At 62.4% G+C, this 23675-nt stretch carries 16 protein-coding genes; 12 read left to right on the top strand and 4 right to left on the bottom strand.

The window, feature by feature from the left end:
* Positions 1-56: 56 nt before the first annotated feature.
* On the bottom strand, positions 57-1382 hold the full coding sequence (locus PSH65_RS22650; protein ID WP_305422473.1) for a PLP-dependent aminotransferase family protein: 1326 nt from the start codon (positions 1380-1382) through the stop codon (positions 57-59).
* 89 nt (positions 1383-1471) lie between these two features.
* Here PSH65_RS22650 and PSH65_RS22645 point away from each other — a divergent pair, with 89 nt between their 5' ends.
* Positions 1472-2095 (top strand): LysE family translocator, encoded by a 624-nt coding sequence (locus PSH65_RS22645; RefSeq protein WP_305422472.1) that lies wholly within the window; start codon positions 1472-1474, stop codon positions 2093-2095.
* Positions 2096-2121: 26 nt separating this feature from the next.
* The gene (locus PSH65_RS22640; RefSeq protein ID WP_305422471.1) at positions 2122-2460 is read left to right on the top strand and encodes an antibiotic biosynthesis monooxygenase; all 339 of its coding nucleotides are present in this window, start codon (positions 2122-2124) and stop codon (positions 2458-2460) included.
* Between the two features lie 30 nt (positions 2461-2490).
* On the opposite strand, the gene PSH65_RS22635 is transcribed toward PSH65_RS22640, so the two are convergent.
* Complete coding sequence (locus tag PSH65_RS22635) at positions 2491-3426, bottom strand: AraC family transcriptional regulator (RefSeq protein WP_305422470.1); 936 nt, start codon at positions 3424-3426, stop codon at positions 2491-2493.
* 201 nt (positions 3427-3627) lie between these two features.
* Between PSH65_RS22635 and PSH65_RS22630 the strand changes: the two genes are divergently transcribed.
* Genes PSH65_RS22630 through PSH65_RS22620 form a run of 3 tightly spaced genes read left to right on the top strand, consistent with a single transcriptional unit; the run spans position 3628 to position 5543 of the window.
* On the top strand, positions 3628-4365 hold the full coding sequence (locus PSH65_RS22630; RefSeq protein ID WP_305422469.1) for an SDR family oxidoreductase: 738 nt from the start codon (positions 3628-3630) through the stop codon (positions 4363-4365).
* Between the two features lie 29 nt (positions 4366-4394).
* Complete coding sequence (locus PSH65_RS22625; protein ID WP_305422468.1) at positions 4395-4652, top strand: Atu4866 domain-containing protein; 258 nt, start codon at positions 4395-4397, stop codon at positions 4650-4652.
* A gap of 54 nt (positions 4653-4706) precedes the next feature.
* Entirely contained in the window at positions 4707-5543 is an 837-nt protein-coding gene (locus PSH65_RS22620) for an SDR family NAD(P)-dependent oxidoreductase (RefSeq protein ID WP_305422467.1), read from the top strand.
* A gap of 41 nt (positions 5544-5584) precedes the next feature.
* On the opposite strand, the gene inhA is transcribed toward PSH65_RS22620, so the two are convergent.
* Complete coding sequence (gene inhA, locus PSH65_RS22615) at positions 5585-6271, bottom strand: isonitrile hydratase (protein WP_305422466.1); 687 nt, start codon at positions 6269-6271, stop codon at positions 5585-5587.
* Between the two features lie 91 nt (positions 6272-6362).
* On the opposite strand from inhA, the gene PSH65_RS22610 reads away from it, so the two are divergent.
* Positions 6363-7355 (top strand): GlxA family transcriptional regulator, encoded by a 993-nt coding sequence (locus PSH65_RS22610; protein WP_305422465.1) that lies wholly within the window; start codon positions 6363-6365, stop codon positions 7353-7355.
* 11 nt (positions 7356-7366) lie between these two features.
* Here the strand turns inward: PSH65_RS22610 and PSH65_RS22605 are convergent, their stop codons facing one another.
* Complete coding sequence (locus tag PSH65_RS22605; RefSeq protein WP_305422464.1) at positions 7367-7756, bottom strand: hypothetical protein; 390 nt, start codon at positions 7754-7756, stop codon at positions 7367-7369.
* A gap of 677 nt (positions 7757-8433) precedes the next feature.
* On the opposite strand from PSH65_RS22605, the gene PSH65_RS22600 reads away from it, so the two are divergent.
* The 6 genes from PSH65_RS22600 to PSH65_RS22575 all read left to right on the top strand — a co-directional run bounded on the left by PSH65_RS22600 (position 8434) and on the right by PSH65_RS22575 (position 23672).
* A complete protein-coding gene (locus PSH65_RS22600) occupies positions 8434-8808 on the top strand; it encodes a DUF6124 family protein (RefSeq protein ID WP_205890946.1) in 375 nt (124 codons plus the stop codon).
* Positions 8809-9017: 209 nt separating this feature from the next.
* Complete coding sequence (locus PSH65_RS22595) at positions 9018-10190, top strand: MFS transporter (RefSeq protein WP_305422462.1); 1173 nt, start codon at positions 9018-9020, stop codon at positions 10188-10190.
* Positions 10191-10338: 148 nt separating this feature from the next.
* On the top strand, positions 10339-11079 hold the full coding sequence (locus PSH65_RS22590) for a thioesterase II family protein (protein WP_305422461.1): 741 nt from the start codon (positions 10339-10341) through the stop codon (positions 11077-11079).
* 41 nt (positions 11080-11120) lie between these two features.
* On the top strand, positions 11121-12104 hold the full coding sequence (locus PSH65_RS22585; protein WP_305422460.1) for a TauD/TfdA family dioxygenase: 984 nt from the start codon (positions 11121-11123) through the stop codon (positions 12102-12104).
* Between the two features lie 340 nt (positions 12105-12444).
* Positions 12445-15852: an amino acid adenylation domain-containing protein gene (locus tag PSH65_RS22580; RefSeq protein ID WP_305422458.1), complete on the top strand. Its 3408-nt coding sequence runs from the start codon at positions 12445-12447 to the stop codon at positions 15850-15852.
* Positions 15849-23672, top strand: a complete 7824-nt coding sequence (locus PSH65_RS22575; RefSeq protein WP_305422456.1) for a non-ribosomal peptide synthetase — start codon at positions 15849-15851, stop codon at positions 23670-23672. The genes PSH65_RS22580 and PSH65_RS22575 overlap by 4 nt, the downstream gene beginning before the upstream one ends.
* Positions 23673-23675 lie beyond the last annotated feature (3 nt).

Genomic DNA, 23675 nt, shown 5'->3' with positions numbered 1-23675 from the left:
TGTGAGAGGACGGCGGATGCAAATCCGCCTCCTACTCGATGCGTAAGAAAAGCCCCTCAGATGTCCACGATTTCACGCAAAGTCTCCAGGGCACGCTTCAACACGTCGAGGCTGATCGATCCCATGGCCACCCGCAGTGCAGGAGGCACATGAGTGGTCGTGGCAAAGGGTTCGGAGTTGGTCACCCGCACGCCTTTGCGTTCCAACTCGGCAACAACCGTCTCGGCCCGCAATCCTTCAGGCAATCTGAGCCAAAGGTAGTAGGAAGCGGGATGCGCCACCACATCGCAATTGTTCAGTATTTGCCGAGCCAGGTCCTGTCGCTGGCGGGCGTCCAAGCGCTTTTGCTCTTCAAGGTTGTCGACCTCGCCACTGTCGATCCAGCGGCAGGCCAGAGCGACGGTCAGCGACGGGGTGCTCCATGTCGACACACGGATGGCTTGTTCCAGCACCGGCATCATCGCTTTCGGTGCAACGATGAAGCCGATGCGCAGACCCGAGGCAACGCTTTTCGACAGGCCGCTGATATACAGCGTGCGCTGCGGGGCCAAGGTAAACAGCGGTTTGGGCGCTGGTTCTGCGAGGAAGGCATAGGCGCCGTCTTCGATGATCAGAAAGTCGTAGCGTTCGGCCAATTGCACAAGGCGTTCACGGTCGGCGATGGACATCACCGTCCCCAACGGATTGTGCATTGTCGGCATGCTGTAGAGCGCCCGCACAGGGCGCCGTTTGCACAGTGCTTCCAGGGCGTCGAGGTCGGTGTGCCCGGCAATTTGCGGCAGGGCTTCGAGGTCCAGTCGATGGGCCTGGGCCAGGGTTTTCAGACCGGGGTAGGTAAGGGCGTCGAGGGCCAGAATATCTCCCGGTTGGAGTAACGCCATCAGCGTCACGGCAAGACCTTGCTGGGCGCCGTTGACGATCAGCACCTGATCGCCCCCCACCCGAATGTCCCGATTGCGTAAATGCCGGGCCGCCGTCTGCCGTTCATGCACCCGCCCGCCCTGAGGCGCGGAATGCAATAACGCATCGATATCCCCTGATGCGGCAATCGCTCGCAGCCCCTCGCGCAATAACTCGTCCTGACCGGGTACCGACGGGTAATTGAAGGTCAGGTCTACCGTGCCGATGCCCAATGGTTGCTGTTCCAGCCCCAGCCCTCGAGGCAACGAAGTGTCGCGTACAAAGGTGCCACGGCCGGTTTCGCCAACTACCAGACCGATCGCTTCCAGCTCGCTATAGACCCGCAATGCGGTGGCCAGCGCAATCCGTTCGCTCTGCATCAGCGCGCGAATGGTCGGCAATTGCATGGCGGGTGGCAGTTCACCGCTGCGAATCTTCCCGGCGAATTCATCCACCAGGCGTTTGTAGCGAACACGGGTCATGAGTGAATGCTCTTTGTATCTGGATCAATTTTTTGTTTGTATCAGATTGGCGCTCTAATCTACAGGCTTTCCAGGACGGAGACTTCGCCGTGATTGACCCTGCGACCTTATCGATTTTCGTCGGAGCGGTGATGTTGTTGCTGCTGTCACCCGGTCCGAACATGGCCTTCGTGATCAGCCATGGCGCCAGTTATGGCTGGCGCGGTGGCGTGGCGTCGGGATTGGGCATCGGCCTGGCCGATCTGATCCTGACGGCGCTGACCGCGATGGGGGTTACGGCGCTGGTTGCGAGTTGGCCGCCGGCCTTCGACTTGATCCGTTATGCCGGTGTCCTGTACCTGCTGTGGTTGGCGTTCAAGGCGTTGCAAAAAACATCGGCCACCTCGGATGTTGCGCAAGTGCCGCTCAAAATCCTGATGATCCGGGCGATGCTCAACAGCCTGCTGAACCCCAAGGCCTTGCTGTTTTTCATGGTGTTCCTGCCGCAGTTCGTTAACGCGCAACGCGGGTCGATTGCCGTACAGCTAGTGCTGCTGGGCGTGGTGCTGACTCTGGTCAGTGGCGTGTTTCACACCCTGCTCGGGGTTTTCGGCAGCACCGTCAGCCGGCGTATTTCCAGCACTTCGACATTCGCCAAATGGCAGTCATTGGGGCTGGCCGCGGTACTGCTGTTGCTTGCCGTCCGGTTGGCCCTGATGACTCGTCCGGCCTGACTCATTCGCTGAAAAGGAACCTGTGCATGTACATCGCTTCGTTTATCTACAAACCCGGGCAACGGGACGAGGAGTTCAACCGGTTGAGCGCTTTGATCGACGAAGTTGCGATCAGCATCGAAGGGTTCGTGGGCACCCAGTCCTGGTGCTCGGCCGATGGCGAACTGGTCAACGCCAGTTACTACTGGCGGGACGAAGCCTCTATCCGTGAATTTGCCAGCCATCCCAGACATTTGGAGGCCAAGCGTCAGTACCGCAAGTGGTATGCGGGTTATCAAGTGGTGATCGCTAAAGTGGAGCGGGCTTATGGTGATGATTCGTTCGAGCTGTTTGTGCCCAATGGCCGGCGTGCGGCGAATGCTTGAGCGGACGCTTTCAGGCCGCCCACAAACCTCCTAGATTTCCTGGGCGCGCAGCCGGGCAATGTCCTTGCTCGGCGAGGCGCCGAATAGTCGGCTGTATTCACGGCTGAATTGCGAAGGGCTTTCATAGCCCATTTTGTAGCCGATTGACGAAACGTCGCTGTTCTCCGACAACAGCAGCCGCCGTGCTTCCTGCAAGCGCAATTGCTTCTGGTATTGCAACGGGCTCATGGCCGTCACCGATTTGAAGCGGTGATGCAGCGCCGAGGTGCTGAGATTGATCATCTGCGCCAGGTGTTCGATGCTCAGGGGCTCGGCGTAATGGTTGTTCAGCCATTCGATGGCGCGGCTGATGCGGTGGGTCTGGGTGTCGGGGATAGCGATTTCGTGCAAGCGTCGGCCCTGCTCGCCGCGTAACAGCCGATAGAAAATTTCCTGTTGGGCCAGCGGCGCCAGGGCCGCGATGTCGTCCGGGGTTTCCAGCAATCTGAGTAGCCGCAACACGGCGTCAAGTAAGGGCACGTCGATCCGGTCCAAAAACAGCCCACGTCCACTGTTCATCACCCCAGGCACCCCGACCGGGCTGACATCGGCGATCAAACGGCAGATCTGCGCCGGGTCGATGTCCAGACGCAGGCACAGGTAAGGCCGATCCGGGGTGGCCTCGATCACTTTGCCGGCCAAGGGCAGGGTGACCGACACCACCAGGTAATTGAGCGGGTCGTAGGTGTAGCTTTCAGCGGCCAGGCGTACCTCCTTGCGTCCTTCGACAATCACGCACAGTCCCGGTTTGTGCACCGTGTGCAGGTCTTCGGTGGGGTGGTCGCTGCGGATCAGGTGCAAGTCCTTGATTGGCGTGGCGTGAACGCCGTATGCCGGGGCAAAGCGCTTCATCAGACTCACCAGTTCGGCGCGCCGCAAGTCGGCGCCGTCCTGGGGCAGGGCATTCACGGAAGTAGACGCCGTCATGCTGAACAATCTCCTGGCCGAGGGTTGAGTCGGGCTAGTAAAACCGATTGTGCGCGTATCGGCCAGTGTCGGTTTCGCGGCTACAGGATCGTGCAAGAACCCAGGAGAAACCGGCTAACGAAACCCGTCGCAGCCTCCCTAATCTGGACCTGTCGCAACGTCCCCTCCGGGATGTTCCAGTCTCCAGATAAGGAAACAGTCATGTCCAACATTCAAGGCAAAGTGGTTGTCATTACCGGCGCCAGCAGCGGAATCGGCGAAGCTGCCGCACGTCTTCTGGCCAGTCAGGGCGCCCATGTAGTGCTCGGTGCCCGGCGCGTTGAGCGCCTGGAAACACTGGTTGCAGAACTCAATGCGGCCGGCCAGAGCGCCGCATTCAGGGCGGTGGACGTCACCCGCCGCGATGATGTGCAGGCCTTCATCGGTTTCGCTGTCGAGCGCTTTGGCCGCGTCGATGTGATCGTCAACAACGCAGGGGTCATGCCCCTGTCGAAACTCGAGGCGCTGAAGGTCGAGGAGTGGGACCGGATGATCGACGTCAACATCCGTGGCGTCCTTCACGGCATCGCTGCCGGGTTGCCTTTGATGCAGCGCCAGCGCTCGGGCCAGTTCATCAACATCGCCTCCATTGGCGCTTACGCTGTCAGCCCGACCGCTGCGGTGTACTGCGCCACCAAATTCGCCGTGCGGGCGATTTCCGAAGGCTTGCGTCAGGAAGTTGGTGGTGATGTGCGGGTCACGGTGATTTCCCCCGGTGTGACTGAGTCCGAACTGGCCGAGAGCATTTCCGATGCCGGTGGCCGCGCCGAAATGCGCGAGTTCCGCAAGATCGCCATGCCTGCCGACGCTATCGCTCGGGCCATTGCCTACGCCATCGATCAGCCGGCCGATGTGGACGTCAGTGAATTGATCGTACGGCCGACGGCCAGTCCGTTTTGAACAGCCTTATTGAAGTAGGGACAACTGAAATGACTAAAACATCAGGCAATCAAGACCAATACGTCGGCCTGTGGGTCACCGCCGACGGCGTGATTCGCCACCAACTGCTGCCCGGCGGTCGCTACGACGAAGCTCGCGGCCATCGGGAAAGCGCTTATTTGGGGCGCTATTGGTTGGAGGGCGATCACATCGAATATGCCGACGACACCGGTTTCACGGCTGACGGTGACTTTCGCGACGGGGTGCTCTACCACGCCGGGATGGTGCTGTACCGCCAGCCGGAGTGACGCGTTTTTGATTTTACCGAGCCAGCCATGCACTGAAACAAAGGAAAACTACTTATGAAAAACTCTCCTAAAACCTGGTTTATCACCGGTGCCTCGAAAGGCCTCGGCCTCGCCCTCGCGCAACAGGTGTTGGCCGTGGGTGATCGCGTCGCCACCACTTCCCGTAACCTCAAGGAACTGCAGGCAGCCAGCGAGCGCTTTCTGCCGCTGCAAGTCGACTTGATGAGTGAGTCCAGCGTGGCCAGCGCTATCGCAAGCACCGTTGAGGTTTTCGGCCGCCTTGATGTGGTCGTCAACTGCGCCGGTTACGGCCAGCAGGGCACTTTCGAAGCGCTGTCGGACAGCGAGTTGCGGCGTAATTTCGATGTGAATCTGTTTGCGCCGCTCAATGTATTGCGTCACGCCTTGCCGCAGTTGCGGGCGCAGCGCAGCGGGCACGTGATCAATATCTCGTCTATTGTCGGCTTCGATGGCGGTTATGCCGGTTGGGGCAGTTACGTGGCGAGCAAGTTCGCCCTCGGTGGCGTGACCGAAGCGCTGGCGGCAGAGGTTCAGGAGTTTGGAATCAAGGCCACGGTGGTTTACCCGGGACCGGTGCGTACAGGCTTCCTGTCCAGTGCATCGCTGGCTGTTGCCGAGCGCAGGATCGATGATTACACCGCCGCGCAAGCGTCCCTGGACCTGCACCAGAACACCCTTGATGGTCAGCAGGCTGGCGACCCGGACCAGATCGCCTTGGCAATTATCCAGGTGGCCAATATCAGCGAGCCGCCCCTGCATCTGTTCATGGGCCGGATTGCGGTTGACCTGGCGCAGCAGAAAATCGCTCAGGTGCAACAGGACCTTGAACAGTGGAAAACCACAGCGCTGGCGACGGATTTTCCGGCGTGAGTGACTGGCTGCGGGGGCGATAGCTCCCGCAGCCATTGCTTTCACTGAAGGTCGAGTTTCGCCGCTGCACGTTCGGTTATTTCCGTGCGTAGTTTCAACGACCCGGCAGCGCGTTTACGGGCTTCTTCCAGCACGCTGGCTGGCGCCGTCTCAGGGCTGCCTGACGCAAACGGCGGTGCCGGCGCATATTCCAGCTGCAACTGCACCAGTTGCGCGGTGTCCTTATCGAACAATTCAGCCGCCAGGGTCAGGGCAAAATCGATACCCGCGGTGATCCCGCCGCCGGTCAGCAGATTGCCGTCGCGCACCACCCGATCATTCACCGGGATCGCCCCCAACAGCCCGAGCAGTTCGTGATACGCCCAGTGCGTCGTGGCGCGTTTGCCCTTGAGCAACCCCGCCGCGCCAAGCACCAGCGCACCGGTGCAGACTGAGGTGACATACCGCGCGTTGGCGGCCTGAGCCTTGATGAAGGCCAGGGTTTCGTCATCCTCCATCAACGGCCCGACGCCGCTGCCACCGGGAATGCAGATCACATCCAGCGGCGGGCAATCGTCGAAGGTGGTGGTCGGTTTCAACACCAGCCCGGTGCTCGCGGTGATCGGGACCAGGTCCTTCCAGATCAGATGCACCTTCACGTCGGGCAGCGAGGCCAGCACGTCATAAGGGCCGGTCAGGTCCAGTTGTTGAACCTGTGGAAACAACAGAAAACCGATCTGCAACGTCATGGCGTTTTTTCTCCTGGTTGGGGTGGACGGCTTCACTGTAGGCGCCTAGGATTTGGCGCATACGCCAATCACCCCACGAATTACGCCAACTATGCCAAACACCCCGAAAACCATTCATGTATTGGCCTTTGCCAACGTGCAACTGCTCGACGTCACCGGGCCGTTGCAGGTGTTCGCCTCGGCCAACGACATTGCCCGCCAGCAAGGTTTACCGTCGCCCTACGCGCCATCGGTGATTGCCAGCGGTGGCGGGGCGGTGATGTCGTCGGCGGGGTTGGCGCTGTTGGCAGAGCCGTTGCCGGATCAGGGCAGCGACACCTTGATCATTGCCGGTGGCTGGGGCGTTTACGCGGCGGCGAAAGACGAGTCGCTGGTAGCTTGGGTACGTGAGCACGCGACGGGGTGCCGGCGGGTGGCGTCGGTGTGTACCGGGGCGTTTTTGCTGGCGGCCAGCGGTTGGCTCGACGGTCGACGGGTAGTGACGCACTGGACCCGTTGCGAGCAATTGGCGCAGCAGCATCCCAAACTCCAGGTGGAACCCAACCCGATCTTCATCAACGACGGCCCGGTCTGGACCTCGGCCGGGGTTACCGCGGGCATCGACTTGGCCCTGGCCATGGTCGAACAAGACCTCGGCCGCACCATGGCCCTGGATGTCGCCCGGCAATTGGTGGTGTTTCTCAAGCGTCCGGGTGGCCAGTCGCAGTTCAGTGTGACCCTGTCCTTGCAGAAAGAAGGCGATCGTTTCGACGAACTTCATGCCTGGATCAGCGAAAACCTCACCAAGGACCTCGGCATCCCGACCTTGGCCTTGCAGGCCGGCATGAGCGAGCGCAGCTTCGTCCGTCATTATCGCGCCGACACCGGCCAGACCCCGGCGCGGGCCATCGAACTGATTAGGGTCGAGACCGCCCGGCGCTTGCTCAGCGACACCGGTGTGCCGATCAAACGGGTCGCGATGCAATGCGGGTTTGGCAGTGAAGAGACGCTTCGACGCAGTTTTCTGCGAGCCATGGGCGTGACTCCGCAAGCCTATCGCGAGCGGTTCTCCGTCAACCCTGCAGCAGATCCAGCAATGACATGAGGCTCTATTTCTCAGGCTTCCACGTCCGCCACCTGATTGAAGTACTTCGACCGGTCCGGCGTAAACGTCACCACCATTTTGGTCCGGGAACAGGTCAGCGCCCGTTCTGCGCTCAGATCAATATCCAGATCCTCCCCGCGCAACCCCTGCCATTGGGCGAGGTATTTGAGGGATCCGTATTTTTCGAGTTTTTTCAGGCTGCGGCTGACGCCACCTTTCCAGCCCAGCACCGGGAGCTCGCCGGTAATGCATTGGTGGGCGAGGTCGGGGAAGCGGGTGGCGCGTTGGCGGCCGATTTCCCAGCATTTGATCAAGCCTTTGTCGGGGGCTTCCCACAATTCAGTCCGGTTCAGGCCCGATCGGAGTGGGGTATCAATGCTGCGATGGATGCGCTGGGTCATTCTGGTTCCTTGAATTCGGGTTTTGTTGGACAGCTCCGCTGTGCCCGTTGAGCGTGGATGGTAGGGATGGATGCAGGTGCTGGCAACAAGGTATTTCCGGATGTAGGAATCAGTTACCAGATGCTGATTGGGCTGGTTTGTTTAATAAATGTAGGTGTTTGCCCTACACGATCCTGTGGCGAGGGGGCTTGCCCCCGCTCGGCTGCGCAGCAGTCGTAAAGCCAGCAAATGCGGTGCTTCTGGAGGAATGTGGTTGAGCATTCGAGGGGGCGCTGTGCGCCCCAACGGGAGCAAGATCCCTCGCCACAGGAGGTCAGCGGTGCGTGTTTAAGTTCATCGCGGGTAGGCCTTGATCCTACAAAAAGCGTCGTAAAAGTGGATATTTCCGACGCGTTTTGACGGTTGTAGGTGAGGAAAGGGAGTCGATAGTCTTTCCGGGTCGCTGCCAATTCAGCGACCGGGTTTGGTCACCCGTGCAATGTCAGGCGTGCAAGCGCCAACGTGAGCATGTCGGCGCTTTTTCTTGTGCTTGTCGGTATGCTTTGCGGTGGGCTGTGCGCGGGGCACTTTCGAGTGCGCCGGGTGCCTGACTTCCCGGTTGACCAACCTGCGTACCGCCCACCACCCATCGTTTGGTCACGATGGTGGTGAGCTTCATGAATGTCAGGAGTTACACCATGATAAAAGACAGTCCCAATCCCCCCGAAACCGACGACGTTTCCCCCTACGAATCACCCGATTCCAAAAAGCTCAACGAAGCCGCCGAACGCGCGCTCGACCACTACCTCAAGCCACCGCCCAAACAACCCGAAGGCCGCAAGCCCAGCAGGATGTTTCTGGTTGCGCCGGACATGGACAACGAAAGCCTGCTGGCCCATGTCTGCGAGTCGCTGGCGTCAGCGAGCGTAATGACCAGCGACATTGCCGCGTATGTCGATGCTCCGCAACGGCACACGCTCCTGGCGATTCAACAGGTCATCATGCTGGCCGAGCTGGCGGTGAATCGGGTGCTGGATAACGTCGACGTGCCAAAACTCTCGCCACACAGCTGACCTCTTGTAGGAGTGAGGCTTGCCCGCGAAGACGGTGTGTCAGGGGACATCCATGTTGAATGTGAGATCGCTTTCGCGGGCAAGCCTCGCTCCCACAGATTCACGTTCATTTGACGGCAGGCCAGCGTTCACACTCAACCAACAATTCGACGATTTCCCAGGGGCAGGCGTTTGTGGCAAGTTGCAGGCCCTTATCGAGGCCGGATCCCATGGCAAACCCCTACCGCGAGCTGTTCCACGCCCCAGGTGCACGCGCCTTTGTGCTGGCCGGCATGATCGCGCGCATGCCGATTTCCATGACCGGCATCGGTCTGATCACCATGCTATCGCAGCTCCAGGGCGGTTACGGACTGGCCGGCTCCATCGCGGCGACCTTTGCCCTGGCTACGGCGTTTTGTGCGCCGCAGGTTTCGCGGCTGGTGGACCGTTTTGGGCAAGGCCGGATCTTGCCGGTGTCGGCGCTGGTCGGTGGCGGGGCACTGTTGATGCTGTTGCTCTGCACCCGCTTGCAGGCGCCGCACTGGATGTTGTTTGCGTTCGCTGCGCTGGCCGGTTGCATGCCGAGCATGTCGGCGATGGCGCGGGCGCGCTGGACCGAGTTGTATCGCGGTCGTCCTGAGTTGCAAACCGCCTATGCGCTGGAGTCGGTGCTGGACGAGGTGTGTTTTATTGTCGGGCCGCCGCTGTCGGTGGGGTTGTGTGTGGTGGCGTTCCCGGAGGCGGGGCCGTTGGCGGCGTTGTTGATGCTGGCGGTCGGGGTCACGGCATTCGTGTCGCAGCGTGGCACTGAGCCGCCGGTGCATCCTCGTGAGGAACACCATCAGCGCTCGATCATTCACTCGAGCGAAATCCAGTTGCTGATGCTGTTGATGGTTGCCATGGGCATCATCGTCGGGGTGGTGGATGTGGTCAGCGTCGCGTTCGCCGAGCAGCAGGGGCAACCGGCGGCGGCGAGCATTGTGTTGTCGGTGTATGCCATTGGTTCTTGCCTGGCCGGGCTGGCGTTCGGCGCGTTGCGCTCGAAACTGCCGCTGCCGCTACTGTTTCTCTATGGTGGAGTGGCGACGGCGGTGACCACGTTGCCGTTGTTGCTGGCGGCGAATATTTTTGGGCTGGCGCTGGCGGTGTTCGTCGCCGGGTTGTTCTTTGCCCCGACCCTGATTGTGGCGATGGCGCTGGTGGAGCGCATCGTGCCGCCGGCTAGACTCACCGAAGGCCTGACCTGGCTGGTCACCGGTTTGAGCATCGGCGTGGCGATCGGCGCGGCCGGTTCGGGCTGGCTGGTGGACGCGTTCGGGGCGCGCAGCGGGTTCTGGTTGTCGATTGCCGCTGGCGCCGTAGTGTTGGGTTCGGCGGTGCAAAGCTACCGCCATCTTAAATAATCAGTTAAGGCGATCCGTAGCAGCTGTCGAGCTTGCGAGGCTGCTGCTACATAGAGTGCGTCGCGGCTGACATTGCTTAACCCCACCGACTAATTCTCGCCACACCTCATCCGTTCCCTTTACAGATAACCCATTGAGGATAAGTGCGGTGACAAAGCTGACACTGCTGTGCCTGCCCTATTCGGGCGCCAGCGCCATGGTCTATAGCCGCTGGCGGCGCCAGTTACCGCCGTGGCTGCACTTGCAGCCCGTGGAGTTGCCAGGGCGGGGCGCCCGTTATGACGAACCCTTGCAGACCGATATGCGCGCCCTGGCCCTGCAATTGGCCAGGGAACACAAGCCGTCCTTGCACGGCCCCTACGCCTTGTTCGGTCACAGCCTGGGGGCGTTGCTGGCCTGCGAGATGGCTCACGCCTTTCGTGCCCTCGGTGCTGCGGAGCCAGTGGCGCTGTTTGCTTCAGGCACGGCCGCCCCGACCATGCGCAGCGACTATGACCGTGGCTTCGCCGAGCCCCAGACTGACGAACAGTTGATCGAGCAACTGCGCACTTTCCAGGGCACCAGCGAGGACGTGTTGGCCAATCAGGAGTTGATGAGCCTGACCCTGCCGATCCTGCGCGCCGATTTCATGCTCTGCGGACGCTTCCGTCCGATGCAGCGCCCGCTGCTCAAGTGCCCCGTGCACGTGCTCGGCGGCAAGGAAGACAAGGCCACCACCGAGCAATTGATCGGCTGGAGCCAGGAAACCCTGGGCAGTTTCTCGGTGGACATGATGACCGGCGGGCATTTCTTCATTCATGAGCATGAAGCCAAAGTGATCCGGATTATCAAGAATCATCTGGAAGTCCATCAGCGCCGTCATGCGCAACTGGCCGCGCCGGTTTTTTAACGCGCGCGGTTCACTTTATCGGTTTTAACAGGAGGCCCGTCATGGGTGTTGCTGTGGGTTTTGCCGTGCGGCCGTTACTGCCGGCGCGGGGGCGCTTGCCGCTGCTGGTGGAGGCGACCGAGCCGAATACCAGCCTGTTGGCGGTGTTCGATGAATTGAATGAACTGGTGGATGAGCATTTGCTGCGCGACGGCGGCATTCTGTTTCGCGGGTTCCAACTGGACGGTGCCGAGCAGTTCCGCCAGTTCGCCGCCGGCTTTGGCCATCCGCTGCTCAATTATGAGTTCGGCTCGACACCGCGCACCAACGTCACCCAAGGGGTGTACACCTCCACTGAATACCCGGCGCATCAGAGCATCCCGTTGCACAACGAGCTGGCCTACTCCCGGGACTGGCCGATGAAAATCTGGTTCTACAGCATGATCGCCGCCACCTCGGGCGGTGAAACGCCGATTGCCGACAGCCGGGAAGTCTATCGCCGCATGCCTGTCGCGATCCGCGAGCGCTTCGTCAACAAAGGCCTGATGTATGTGCGCAATTTCGGTAACGGGCTGGACGTGGCCTGGGAGCAAGTGTTCAACACCGAAGACCGCGAGGTGGCCGAGGCCTACTGCAAGGCCCACGGCATCATTTGCGAGTGGAAGGACGACGGAGAATTGCGCACTCGCCAGACTTGTCAGGCGGTGGCGCGTCATCCGGTGACCGGCGATATGGTCTGGTTCAATCAGGCTCACCTGTTCCACATTTCGAACCTTCAGCCAGAGGTGCGCGAAACCCTGCTGGACATCGTCGACGAGGAAGACCTGCCGCGTAACGTCTACTACGGCGACGGCTCGCCCATCGAGGATGAAGTGCTTAATGAAATTCGCGCCGTGCTCGATGACTGCGCCATCAGCTTTCCCTGGCAGGAGGGCGATGTGCTGATGCTCGACAACATGCTCTCGGCCCACGCCCGCGCGCCTTTCACAGGCAAGCGCAAGGTGATTGTCGCGATGGCCGAAGGGCATTCCCAAGACGCGCGCTGATCTGATCAGTCCCTGACGCGCCTGTCGCCGAAGCCGGTCCTGTACTGGCTTCGGCTTTTTTGTGTTCACTTAAGAGTGTCTTGACTCAGCGAACCCTGTGGCGAGCGAGCTTGCTCGCGCTTGAGTGCGTAGCACTCACAAAAAACGGCAATCACCGCCAGATTTTTGGGGCCGCTCCGCAGCCCAGCGCGAGCAAGCTCCCTCGCCACAGGTTTCTCTGGCTCAAGATTCTCTTGGGCCCCACGTTTGTCAGTGCCGCTAAATCATCGCGTCAGCCATTCGTTCTTGTTGATACGACCGGGCCTCCTGGTCACGCCGCCGATCAGCAAGGACCCCACGCATGAATGCCGCAGACGCACAGAAACTCGCCCGCCGTTTTATCGAACTGCCGCAGGACAAGCGCCGCTTGTTTCTGGCCGGCATGGCCCGCGAAGGCATCGATTTTGCGCAGCTTCCCATGACCTCCTGCGTCGGGGTCGACGAGCGTGACGGCCTGTCCTATGCCCAGCAGCGGATGTGGTTTCTCTGGCAGTTGGACCCGCAGAGCGCGGCCTACAACCTGCCGATGGCGGTTCGCCTGAACGGTGCGTTGCAGATCGAGGCGCTTGAGCGCGCGTTCAGCCTGCTGGTGGCGTGCCATGAGTGCCTGCGCACCACCTTCGGCCAGGAAGGCGAGCGTGCGTTCCAGCGGGTGGCCGAACCCCGAGACCTGACACTGGCGATCAACGACCTGAGTGCCTTGCCTGAAGATCGGCGCTGGCCTCAGGCGCAACAGCACATGATGGCTGAAGCCACTCAGGCATTCGACCTGCAACAGGGGCCACTGCTGAGCCTTCGCCTGTTGCGCCTGGCCGAACAGGAGCACGTGCTGTTGCTGACGCTGCACCACATCATTGCCGATGGCTGGTCGATGAACATTCTGATCGACGAGTTCATGCGCACCTACGACGGCTTGGTGGCGGGGCGGCAACCGACCTTGCCGGAACTGACCGTGCACTACCGCGACTATGCCCTGTGGCAACGCAGCTGGCTGGAAGCCGGGGAGCGCGAGCGTCAACTCGATTACTGGCGCACGCAGTTGGGCGAAGAGCACCCGATCCTCGAGTTGCCCACCGACCGTGCCTATCCGGCCCAGTCCAGCCACCAGGGCGCGCGCCTGGAAAAAGTCATCGATGGGGCCCTGCGCCAGGAGCTGAAAACCCTCGCCCAGCGCCAAGGCGTGACGCTGTTCGTGGTGCTGCTGGCCGCCTTCAAGACCTTGCTGCATCGCTACAGCGGTCAGACCGACATCCGCGTCGGCGGCTTGATCGCCAACCGCACCCGCAGTGAAACCGAAGGCTTGATCGGCTTCTTCGTCAATACGCAGATCTTGCGCAGCGAGGTCACCTCTCAAACTCGTTTCAGCGATTTATTGCAGAGCCTGCGTCAAGCGGCGCTTGGCGCCCAGGCCCATCAGGAACTGCCGTTCGACGCGTTGATCGAGGCCCTGCAACCGGCCCGCAGCCAGAGCCACAATCCATTGTTTCAGGTGATGTTCAACCACCAGCCGCTGGTGACCGATCTGCAGGACGTGCGGCTCGATTGCGGTTTGCAGGTCGGCTATCTGAGTGAGCAGCAACTGGCCGGCAGCGGACGTCAGCATGCGGCCACCAGCGACCTGATGCTCGACACCCGGGAGGAGGGCTCGCAACTGTTCGCGGCGTTCACCTACGCCACCGACCTGTTCGACGCACAGACCATTGCCGCGTTGGCCGAGCATTGGCACAACGTGCTGGTGTCGGTCTGCCGTGATCCGCAACAGCCGCTGGGCGAAGTGGCGATGCTCGACACGGATGAGCGCGAGCGCTTGATTCAACCTGTCGCCATCCCGGCACCGCTGTTTGGCATGCCGCAGCTGTTCGAGGCCCAGGCTGCGCGCATTCCCGACACCAGCGCCGTGATCCTGGCGGGCGAGCAGTCGCCCTCGCTCAGCTATGCCGAACTGAATGCTCGCAGCAATCGCCTGGCCCATCAGTTGCGCGACAAAGGCGTCGGCCCCGACGTGCTGGTCGGTGTGGCGTTGGGTCGTTCGCTGGAACTGGCCGTGGCATTGCTGGCCGTGCTCAAGGCCGGCGGCGCCTATGTGCCGCTGGACCCGCACACCCCGGCCGAACGCTTGCGCCACGTGCTCGATGACAGCGGGCTGAAACTGTTGCTGACCGAAAGCCCGCTGCTGAGCAGCCTGCCGGCGCTCGATGGCATCGACTGCCTGTGTCTGGACCAACTGCCGGACAGTGATGCTGAGAATCAAGTAAACCTGCAAGTGACAGTGGATCCGCAGAACCTCGCCTACGTGATTTACACCTCCGGCTCCACCGGCCGGCCGAAGGGCGTGGCCGTCAGCCACGGCGCGTTGAGCGAATTCATCGCGCGGGCGATCGACTACAGCGACTTGCGCGAAGGCGATCGCGTGCTGCAATTCGCCACCAGCAGTTTCGACGGTTTCGTCGAGCAATTCTTCCCACCCCTGTGCCATGGCGCCGGCGTCGTCCTGCGCGATGCACGCCTGTGGGACAGTGCGACCTTGCACCAGGTGATCGTCGAGCACGGCATTACCCTGGCGGATTTGCCGGCCGCTTACTGGTATTCGGTGGTGCAGGATTACGCGGCCCACCCGCCGGCCCACTTCGCTGCCTTGCGCCAAATTCATGTGGGCGGCGAGGCGATGGCGGTGGACGGGTTGCGCCTATGGCAGCGCGCCGGGCTGGGCCATGTGCGTTTACTCAACACCTACGGCCCGACCGAGGCGACGGTGGTCTCGACTATTCATGATTGCAGCGCGTTGACCGCCGAGGCGGTGTCGTGGCGCGGCATACCGATCGGTCACGGCCTGGAGCAACGCCGGTTGTACGTGCTCGACGACGATTTGAACCTGCTGCCCAAAGGCGCGGTGGGCGAGTTGTACATCGGCGGGCCGGGCCTGGCTCGCGGTTATCACCGGCAGCCGACGCTCAGCGCCCAGCGGTTTATCGCCGATCCGTTCGCGGTCGGCGAGCGCCTGTATCGCACCGGCGACCGTGCCCGGCTGCGGGATGACGGCGCGGTGGAGTACATCGGCCGCGTCGATCACCAGGTGAAGATTCGCGGGTTCCGCATCGAGTTGGGGGAAATCGAGTCGCGGTTGCAGCAATGCCCGGGCATTCGTGAGGCAGTGGTGCTGGCCTTGCCCCTGACGGGTGGACCGCAACTGGTGGCGTATCTGGTCGTCGATGAGCGCGTGCTCGGCAGCGCGGCGGAACAGGCGATTCTGCGCCAGCAAATCAGAACCTCGCTGCAAAAGAACCTGCCGGACTACATGGTGCCCGGCCACTTGCTGCTGTTGCCGCGCCTGCCCCTGACCCCCAGCGGCAAACTCGACCGCAAGGCCCTGCCGATCCCCGATTCGAGCCAATTACAGTGCACTTATCGCGCCCCGCAAACCACCACCGAACAGGCGCTGGCGCAGATATGGATCGAAGTGCTGCAAGTGCCACGGGTCGGTGTCGATGACCATTTCTTCGAGTTGGGCGGGCATTCGTTGCTGGCCGCGCAGGTGATTGCCCGGATCAAAAGCCAATTGGGCGTGGTGCTGCCATTGCGCAGCCTGTTTGAGACACCGCTGCTGGGCGATCTGGCCCTGGAGCTGGCCGCGCTGGCAGATGGTGCAAGCGATAACGACTGGTCCGACATGGATCAGTTCATGAGTTCTTTGGAGGGAGTAGAAGTATGAGCGGCAATATGGCGGAGCGTATCGCTAAAAGGTTCGTCGGTTTGCCGCTGGCGCAACGTCGACAGTTTCTCGTCAAGTTGCGCGAGGAGGGCAAGGATTTCAGCCTGTTGCCGCTGCCGGTCAGTCGTCACGACTGCGCGGTGATCCCGCTCTCGTTCGCCCAGCAGCGTCTGTTGTTTCTGTGGCAGCTCGACCCACAGAGCGCGGCGTACAACATGGCCGCCGGCCTGCGCTTGCACGGACAACTGAACGAGGCAGCGCTGTTGCGTTCGTTCGATCATCTGGTGGCGCGCCATGAAGTACTGCGCACGGTGTTCCAGACCGACAGCGACCAGCCGAGCCAGGTCATCCTCGAGCAGCAGCGCGTGCCACTGCAACGCATCGATCTGTCGAACGTCGCCGTGCAAGAACGTGAAGCCGAGCTGGCGCGGCGGGTTCAGGAAGCGGCTGCGCAACCGTTCGATTTGCTCCACGGGCCATTGCTGCGGGCCAGCCTGTTCTGTCTAGCGGACGATGAACATGTGCTGATCGTGAGCATGCACCATATCGTTTCCGATGGCTGGTCGATGGACGTCATGGTCAAGGAATTCGTGCAGTGCTATCAGGCCTTCAGCCTGGAGCGCGAGCCGCAGTTGCCGGCGTTGCCCTTGCAGTATGCCGACTACGCGATCTGGCAGCGGCGCTGGCTGGAGGCAGGGGAGGGCGAGCGTCAACTCGATTACTGGCGCCAGCAGCTGGGTGAAGAGCATCCGCTGTTGGACGTGGCGGCGGATTTCCCCCGGCCGCTGACCCAGAGCTTTGAAGGCCAGACCCTGAGCTTTGATTTCGGTGCGGACCTGTCCCGGCAGTTGAACGGGTTTGCCCGGGCTCAGGGCATCAGTTTGTTCATGCTGGTGCTGGCCGGGTTTTCGCTGTTCCTGTCGCGTCTTGGCGGCCAGCGCGATATTCGCGTCGGCGTGCCCAATGCCAACCGTGGACGCTCCGAGGTCGAAGGGTTGATCGGCTTCTTCGTCAACACCCAGGTGTTGCGTTGCCAAGTGGATGAGCGCGGCAGTTTCGACGATTTTCTGGCCCGGGTCCGGGAAGCGTCGTTCGGTGCCCAGGCCCATCAGGAGCTGCCTTTCGAGCAACTGGTGGATGAACTGGTGCCCGAGCGAACCCTGGGGCACAACCCGTTGTTCCAGGCCAAGTTCAACCAGAACGTCGGCATGCAGACCCAGCGTTCGATGAACCTGCCGGGCCTGAGCGTCACCGAGTATCCGCTGGACAAAGAAGGCACACACTTTGATCTGGCGCTGGACATCACCGATGACGGCACGCTGATCCACGGACAAATGACCTACGCCAGCGACCTGTATGAACACTCGACCATCGAAGGGTTTATCCCGACGCTGCTTGGCCTGTTCCGCGAATTGCTCAGCGCCCCGCAAGCGCCGCTGCATACGCTTGCCGTCACACCGGTGCAACCGGCGCTGGCGCCACGGGAGCCGGCGGAGTCGGTGTTGCAGCAATGGGAGCGTCAGGTGCTCGCACAGCCCGAGGCACTGGCCGCACGTTGCCTTGAGCGGACCTTGAGTTTTCAGACGCTGGATCAGGACGCCAATCGCCTGGCCCATTATCTGCGTGCGCAAGGGGTGCAGAGCGGGCAGCCCGTGGCGGTGCTGATGGAGCGCTCGCTGGAATGGCTGACCTGTGTGTTAGGGGTGATCAAGGCCGGGGCGGTGTACATGCCGCTGGACGTCAAGGCGCCGGCTGCGCGTTTGCAGCAGATGCTCGAAGGCGCGCAGGCGAAAGTCCTGCTGTGTGCCTCGGGCGATTCGCGGGAAAACACCCTGACGGTCGCCGGTTGCCAAGGGCTGGCCTTCGCGCCGGAACGCTGGCATGACCAGTCGACTACAAAACCTTCGCTGACCGTGTCGGCGGATGCAGCGGCCTACGTGATTCACACCTCCGGTTCCACCGGCCAACCCAAAGGCGTGCTGGTGAGCCACGGCGCCCTGGCCAGTTACGTGCGCGGTGCGCTGGAGCGTTTGGCGCTGGAGCCTGCGGCCAGCATGGCGCTGGTCTCGACCATTGCCGCGGACCTGGGGTTTACCGTGCTGTTCGGCGCCCTGTGCTCCGGTCGCTTGTTGCATGTATTGCCCGAAGCGCTGGGCTTCGACCCGGACCGGTTTGCCGATTACATGGCGCAGCATCAGGTGGGCGTGTTGAAGATCGTGCCGGGGCATTTGGCGGCGCTGATGCAGGCGTCCCGGGCCGCCGATGTGTTGCCGCAACACGCATTGATCGTGGGCGGCGAGGCCTGTTCGCCGGCATTGCTCGAGCAGGTGCGGCGACTCAAGCCGGGCTGCCGATTCATCAACCACTATGGTCCGAGTGAAACCACGGTCGGCGTGCTGACCCATGAGCTCAAGGATCTCGACTCGGGTGCCCGCAGCGTGCCGGTCGGCCGCCCGTTGCCGGGAGCCCATGTCTATGTGCTGGACGATGTGCTCAACGCGGTCGCCAATCAGGTGGCGGGTGAGCTGTACATCGGCGGCGACAGTGTGGCGCTGGGTTATCTGGGCCAGCCGGGGCTGACCGCCGAACGCTTCCTGCCGGATCCGTTTGGCGCCGTCGGCGCACGGGTGTACCGCAGCGGTGACCGGGTGCGCCGCAATCGTCAGGGCGCGCTGGAATTCATCGGTCGTGCCGACGATCAGGTCAAAGTGCGCGGCTATCGGGTGGAGCCGGCGGAAGTCGCCCGGGTGTTGCTGGGCTTGAGCGGCGTGAGCGAAGCCGCGGTGTTGGCCTTGCCGCTGGACGGTGATGAAACACGCCTGCAACTGGTGGCGTACTGTGTGGCCGCGCCAGACCTGCCATTGAATGTCGACGGCTTGCGTCAGCAGCTACAGGCCTGCCTGCCGGAGTACATGGTGCCGGCGCAGATCGTGGTTCTGGAGCGTCTGCCGCTGACCGCCAACGGCAAACTGGACAAGCGTGCCTTGCCGGCGCCGGGGCTGGTCGCCCAGCCATTTGTCGCCCCGGTGGGCGAGATCGAACAGAGGCTCGCCGCCATCTGGGCTGATGTCCTGAAGCTTGAGCAAGTGGGCAGTACCGACAACTTCTTCGAGCTGGGCGGCGATTCGATCCTCAGCCTGCAAATCATCGCCCGGGCCAAACGCCAGGGCATCAAACTGAGCCCCAAGCAACTGTTCGAGAAGCAGACCATCGGCCAGTTGGCGGCGGTGGCCAAGCTGATCGAGAGCAAACCGGCAGACAGCGTCGCGCAAAAAATCAGCGGCGAGCTGCCGTTGTTGCCGATTCAGGCCCGCTTCTTCCAGACCGACATTCCCCAGCGTCACCACTGGAACCAGTCGGTGATGCTGCAACCGCAATCCCCCCTCGACGCGTCCCATCTCAGCAACGCATTGGCCGCCCTGATCGAGCAGCACGACGCGCTGAACCTGAGTTTCCAGGCATCGGGCGAAACCTGGCAGGCGACATTCCAGGCACAACGCCACACAGACCTGTTATGGGTGCGGGCACTGGACGACCTGGCCGATTTGCCCGCGCTGGCCGCCGAGGCCCAGCGCAGTTTCGACCTGCAACAGGGCCGGCTGGTGCGCGCGGTGCTGGTGAACCTGCCGGACGCTAACCAACGTTTGCTGCTGGTGATCCATCACCTGGTGGTGGACGGCGTGTCCTGGCGGGTGCTGCTGGAGGATTTGCAGCAAGCCTATGCCGCGTCGGCGGCAGGCAAGGCGATTGTCCTGCCGGGCAAAAGCAGTTCGCTCCAGGCCTGGGCGCAACACCTGCACCGTTATGGGCAGAGCGATGCGTTGAAGGCCGAACGTGATTATTGGCAGCGCACGCTGGAGGGCGGTCACAGCGACTTGTCGAGGGACTTCCCCGAGACGGTCCAGACTCGTCGACAGGCCGCTCGGGCCACTTCGCGCCTGAATAAAACACTGACCCACGCGCTGCTCAAAGTGGCCCCGGCCGCTTATCGCACCCAGATCAACGATCTGCTGCTGACTGCTCTGGCGCGGGTGTTGTGTGACTGGAGCGAACAGGATTCGGTGCTGATCCAGCTCGAAGGTCACGGTCGCGAAGACCTGTTCGACGACCTCGATTTGAGTCGCACCGTTGGCTGGTTCAGCAGCCTGTTTCCGGTGCGCCTGACCCCAGAGGCCGAGCCGGGCAGTTCGCTGTGCGCGATCAAGGAACAACTGCGAGCCGTACCGGGCAAGGGCATCGGCTATGGCGTGCTGCGCTACCTCGCAGGCTTCGAGCCGCTGCGTGATCTGCCGCAACCGCGCATCACGTTCAACTACCTGGGCCAGTTCGACGGTGCGTTCGAAGCGGCCGACGGCGCGCTGCTTGTGCCGGCCGCTGAAAGCACCGGTGCGCATCAGGATGACGAGGCGCCCCTGGGCAACTGGCTGAGTGTCGATGGCCAGGTCTACGGCGGCGAACTGGAATTGATCTGGACGTTCGGCCAGGGCATGTACCGTCCGCAAACCATTCAGGCGCTGGCCGACGCTTATTGCCATGAGCTGCAACGACTGATCGAACATTGCACTGCCGGTGAGCATGCCGGGGTCACGCCGTCGGACTTCAATCTGCTGCATCTGTCGCAAGCGCAGCTGTCGGCGTTGCCGGTGCCGGCGCGGGAGATCAACGATCTCTACCCGTTGTCGCCGATGCAGCAGGGCATCCTGTTCCACAGCCTCAACGAGCCGGACGGCCCGGCGTACACCAACCAGTTGCGGGTCGATGTGCGGCAGCTGGACGCTGAACGTTTCCGTCAGGCCTGGCAGCAGACGCTGGAAGCCCATGAGATTCTGCGCACGGCGTTCGTCTGGCCCGAGGACGCCGACGCGGCGGTGCAGATTGTCCGGCAGACGGTGCAGATGCCCATGACGGTGCAGGACTGGCGCGGTCGTGATGACCTTCACGCAGCGCTCGACCAGTTGGCCCGGGACGATCTGGCCGCCGGTTTCAAACTGGACCAGGCCCCGCTGTTGCGCGTGCTGCTGGTGCAAACTGCTGAAGCACAGCATCACTTGATCTACACCAGTCACCACATTTTGATGGACGGCTGGAGCACCTCGCAGTTGTTCGGCGAGGTGTTGCAACGCTATGCCGGCATGACGCCGTCGGCGACCCCGGGGCGCTATCGCGATTACATTGAGTGGCTGGGCCAGCGCGATGTTCAGGCCAGTCGCGAGTTCTGGACGTCGGCATTGGTTGACCTTCAGGAGCCGACCCGGCTGGCCAGCGCCATGCCGGTCAGCCAGACATCGGCCAGCGGTTATGCCGATTACCAGCATGTGTTCAGCGCACAACAGACCGGCGACCTGAACCGCTTCGCCCGCGAGCAGAAGGTCACCCTCAATACTCTGATGCAAGCCGCGTGGCTGGTGCTGTTGCAGCGCTATACCGGCCAGGACACCGTGGCCTTCGGCGCCACCGTGGCCGGTCGCCCGACGGACTTGCCCGGCGTCGAGCAGCAGATCGGCCTGTTCATCAACACCTTGCCGGTGGTGGCGTCGCCGTCCGCCGAGATCCCGGTCGAGCAGTGGATTCAGCAGGTGCAGCGCCTCAACCTGGCCCTGCGCGAACATGAATATACGCCGCTCTACGACATCCAGCGCTGGGCGGGGCAGGGCGCGTTGTTCGACAGTATTCTGGTGTTCGAGAACTACCCGATGGCCGAAGCCCTGGCCCAAGGCTCAGCCACTGGCCTGGAGTTTTCCACCGTCAAGCGTCAGGAGCAGACCCACTATCCACTGACGCTGGTGGCGGTCGCCGGCCGTGAACTGACCCTGGGCTTGAGCTTCGACCGGGCCTGTTTCGATCACGCCACCATCGTCAATCTGAGCACCCGGCTCGAAGGCCTGATGATGCAATTCATGGCAGACGCTTCGCAGCCGTTGGGCGCATTGCAACTGCTGGACGGCGCCTCGCATCAGGCGGCTGTCGATTGGGGCAAGGCCGAGATCACGGCGCTGGATTCGCGCAGTGTGGTCGAACGGATTGACGCGCAGGTACAACGCCAACCCGAGGCCGCGGCGGTGTTGTTTGCCGAGCAGACCCTTGACTACCGCACCCTCGACGCCCGGGCCAATCGACTGGCGCATAAGCTGCAAGCGCTGGGGGTCGGGCCGGAAGTGCGGGTCGGCGTGTGCATGCGTCGCACCCCGGACATGCTGGTCGGGTTGCTGGCGATTCTCAAGGCCGGCGGTGCCTACGTGCCGCTGGACCCGGAGTATCCGCAAGAACGCTTGCTGCACATGCTCGAAGACAGTTGCGCGGCGGTGCTGCTGACCGAAGCCGCGTTGCAGGCGATGTTGCCCGAGGCGTTGCCGTCGCAAGTGCTGTGGGTCGAGGAGGGAGCCGAGTGGCTCGCCGGGTATCCGTCCACGGCGCCCGTCAGCCGGATCGTGGCGCAGAATCTGGCCTACGTCATTTACACCTCCGGCTCCACCGGCAAGCCCAAGGGCGTGGCGATTACCCACGCTAACCTCGCGGCGCTGATCCAGTGGTCCCAGGGCGTTTACCGCGACGAGCAACTGCGTGGGGTGCTGGCCTCGACCTCGATCTGCTTCGACCTGTCGGTGTGGGAGATTTTCGTCACCCTGGCCAGCGGCGGTTGCATGGTGCTGGCGGACAACGCCCTGGCGTTGCCCGAGTTGCCGGCCCGTGAGCGGGTGACGCTGATCAACACCGTGCCGTCGGCGATTGCCGCGCTGCAACGGGCGGGGCAGATTCCAGCGTCGGTCACCACCCTCAATCTGGCCGGCGAGCCGCTCAAGCAGACACTGGTCGATACGCTGTACGCCAGCACATCGGTCAAGCAGGTTTATGACCTGTACGGGCCGTCGGAAGACACCACCTATTCGACCTTCACCCTGCGCACCGCCAACGGCCGGGCGAACATCGGGCGGCCGCTGGATAACACTGTGGCCTACCTGCTCGACAGCCAGTTGCAGGTGCTGCCGGCGGGGCTGGCGGCCGAGTTGTACCTGGCCGGTGCCGGCGTGACCCGGGGCTATCTGCTGCGTCCGGGCCTGACCGCCGAACGCTTCGTGCCGGACCCGTTCGCAACCAACGGTGAGCGCCTGTATCGCACCGGCGATCTGGTGCGCCAGGGGCCGGACGACACGATCGAGTACATCGGTCGTGCCGACCATCAGGTGAAAATCCGTGGTTTCCGCATCGAACTGAGCGAGATCGAAGCCCGGTTGCTGGAACAGCCCGACGTGCGCGAAGCCGTGGTGCTGGCTCAGGAAGGCGCGGCGGGCAAGCATCTGCACGCCTACGTCGTCGCGAGCCAACCGGGCAACCCATCGTTGGTGGAAAGCCTGCGGGCGGCCCTGGCCAGTCGTTTGCCGGCGCACATGGTGCCGGGCCATCTGCACCTGATCGACGCGCTGCCGCTGACCCCCAACGGCAAGCTCGACCGCAAGGCCCTGATGGCGCTGGGGGGCAATCCGCTGCAACAGCGTTACGAAGCGCCAAGCACCGAGCTGCAATGGGAAGTGGCGACCGTCTGGCAAGAGGTGCTGGAAGTCGAGCGCGTTGGCCTCACGGACAACTTCTTCCAGCTGGGCGGGCATTCGTTGCTGGCGACGCTGGTGGTCACCCGGATCAAGGAGCGCCTGGGGGACAAGGTGCCGCTCAAGGCGCTGTTCGAAGCCGATACCCTGCAAGCGTTCTGCGCCCGCATCGAGGCGTTGCGCGTCGAATTGTCGCCGGTTCAGGACGAATTGGCTAAATCCCTGGAGGCCCTCAAACGTCTATCCCTCGATGATCTGGAAAAACTGATTTCTTGAGGG

This window comes from Pseudomonas sp. FP603, from assembly GCF_030687415.1.
In the GTDB taxonomy this organism is placed as follows: domain Bacteria; phylum Pseudomonadota; class Gammaproteobacteria; order Pseudomonadales; family Pseudomonadaceae; genus Aquipseudomonas; species Aquipseudomonas wuhanensis.
This window is presented reverse-complemented; position numbering and strand designations above follow the sequence as displayed.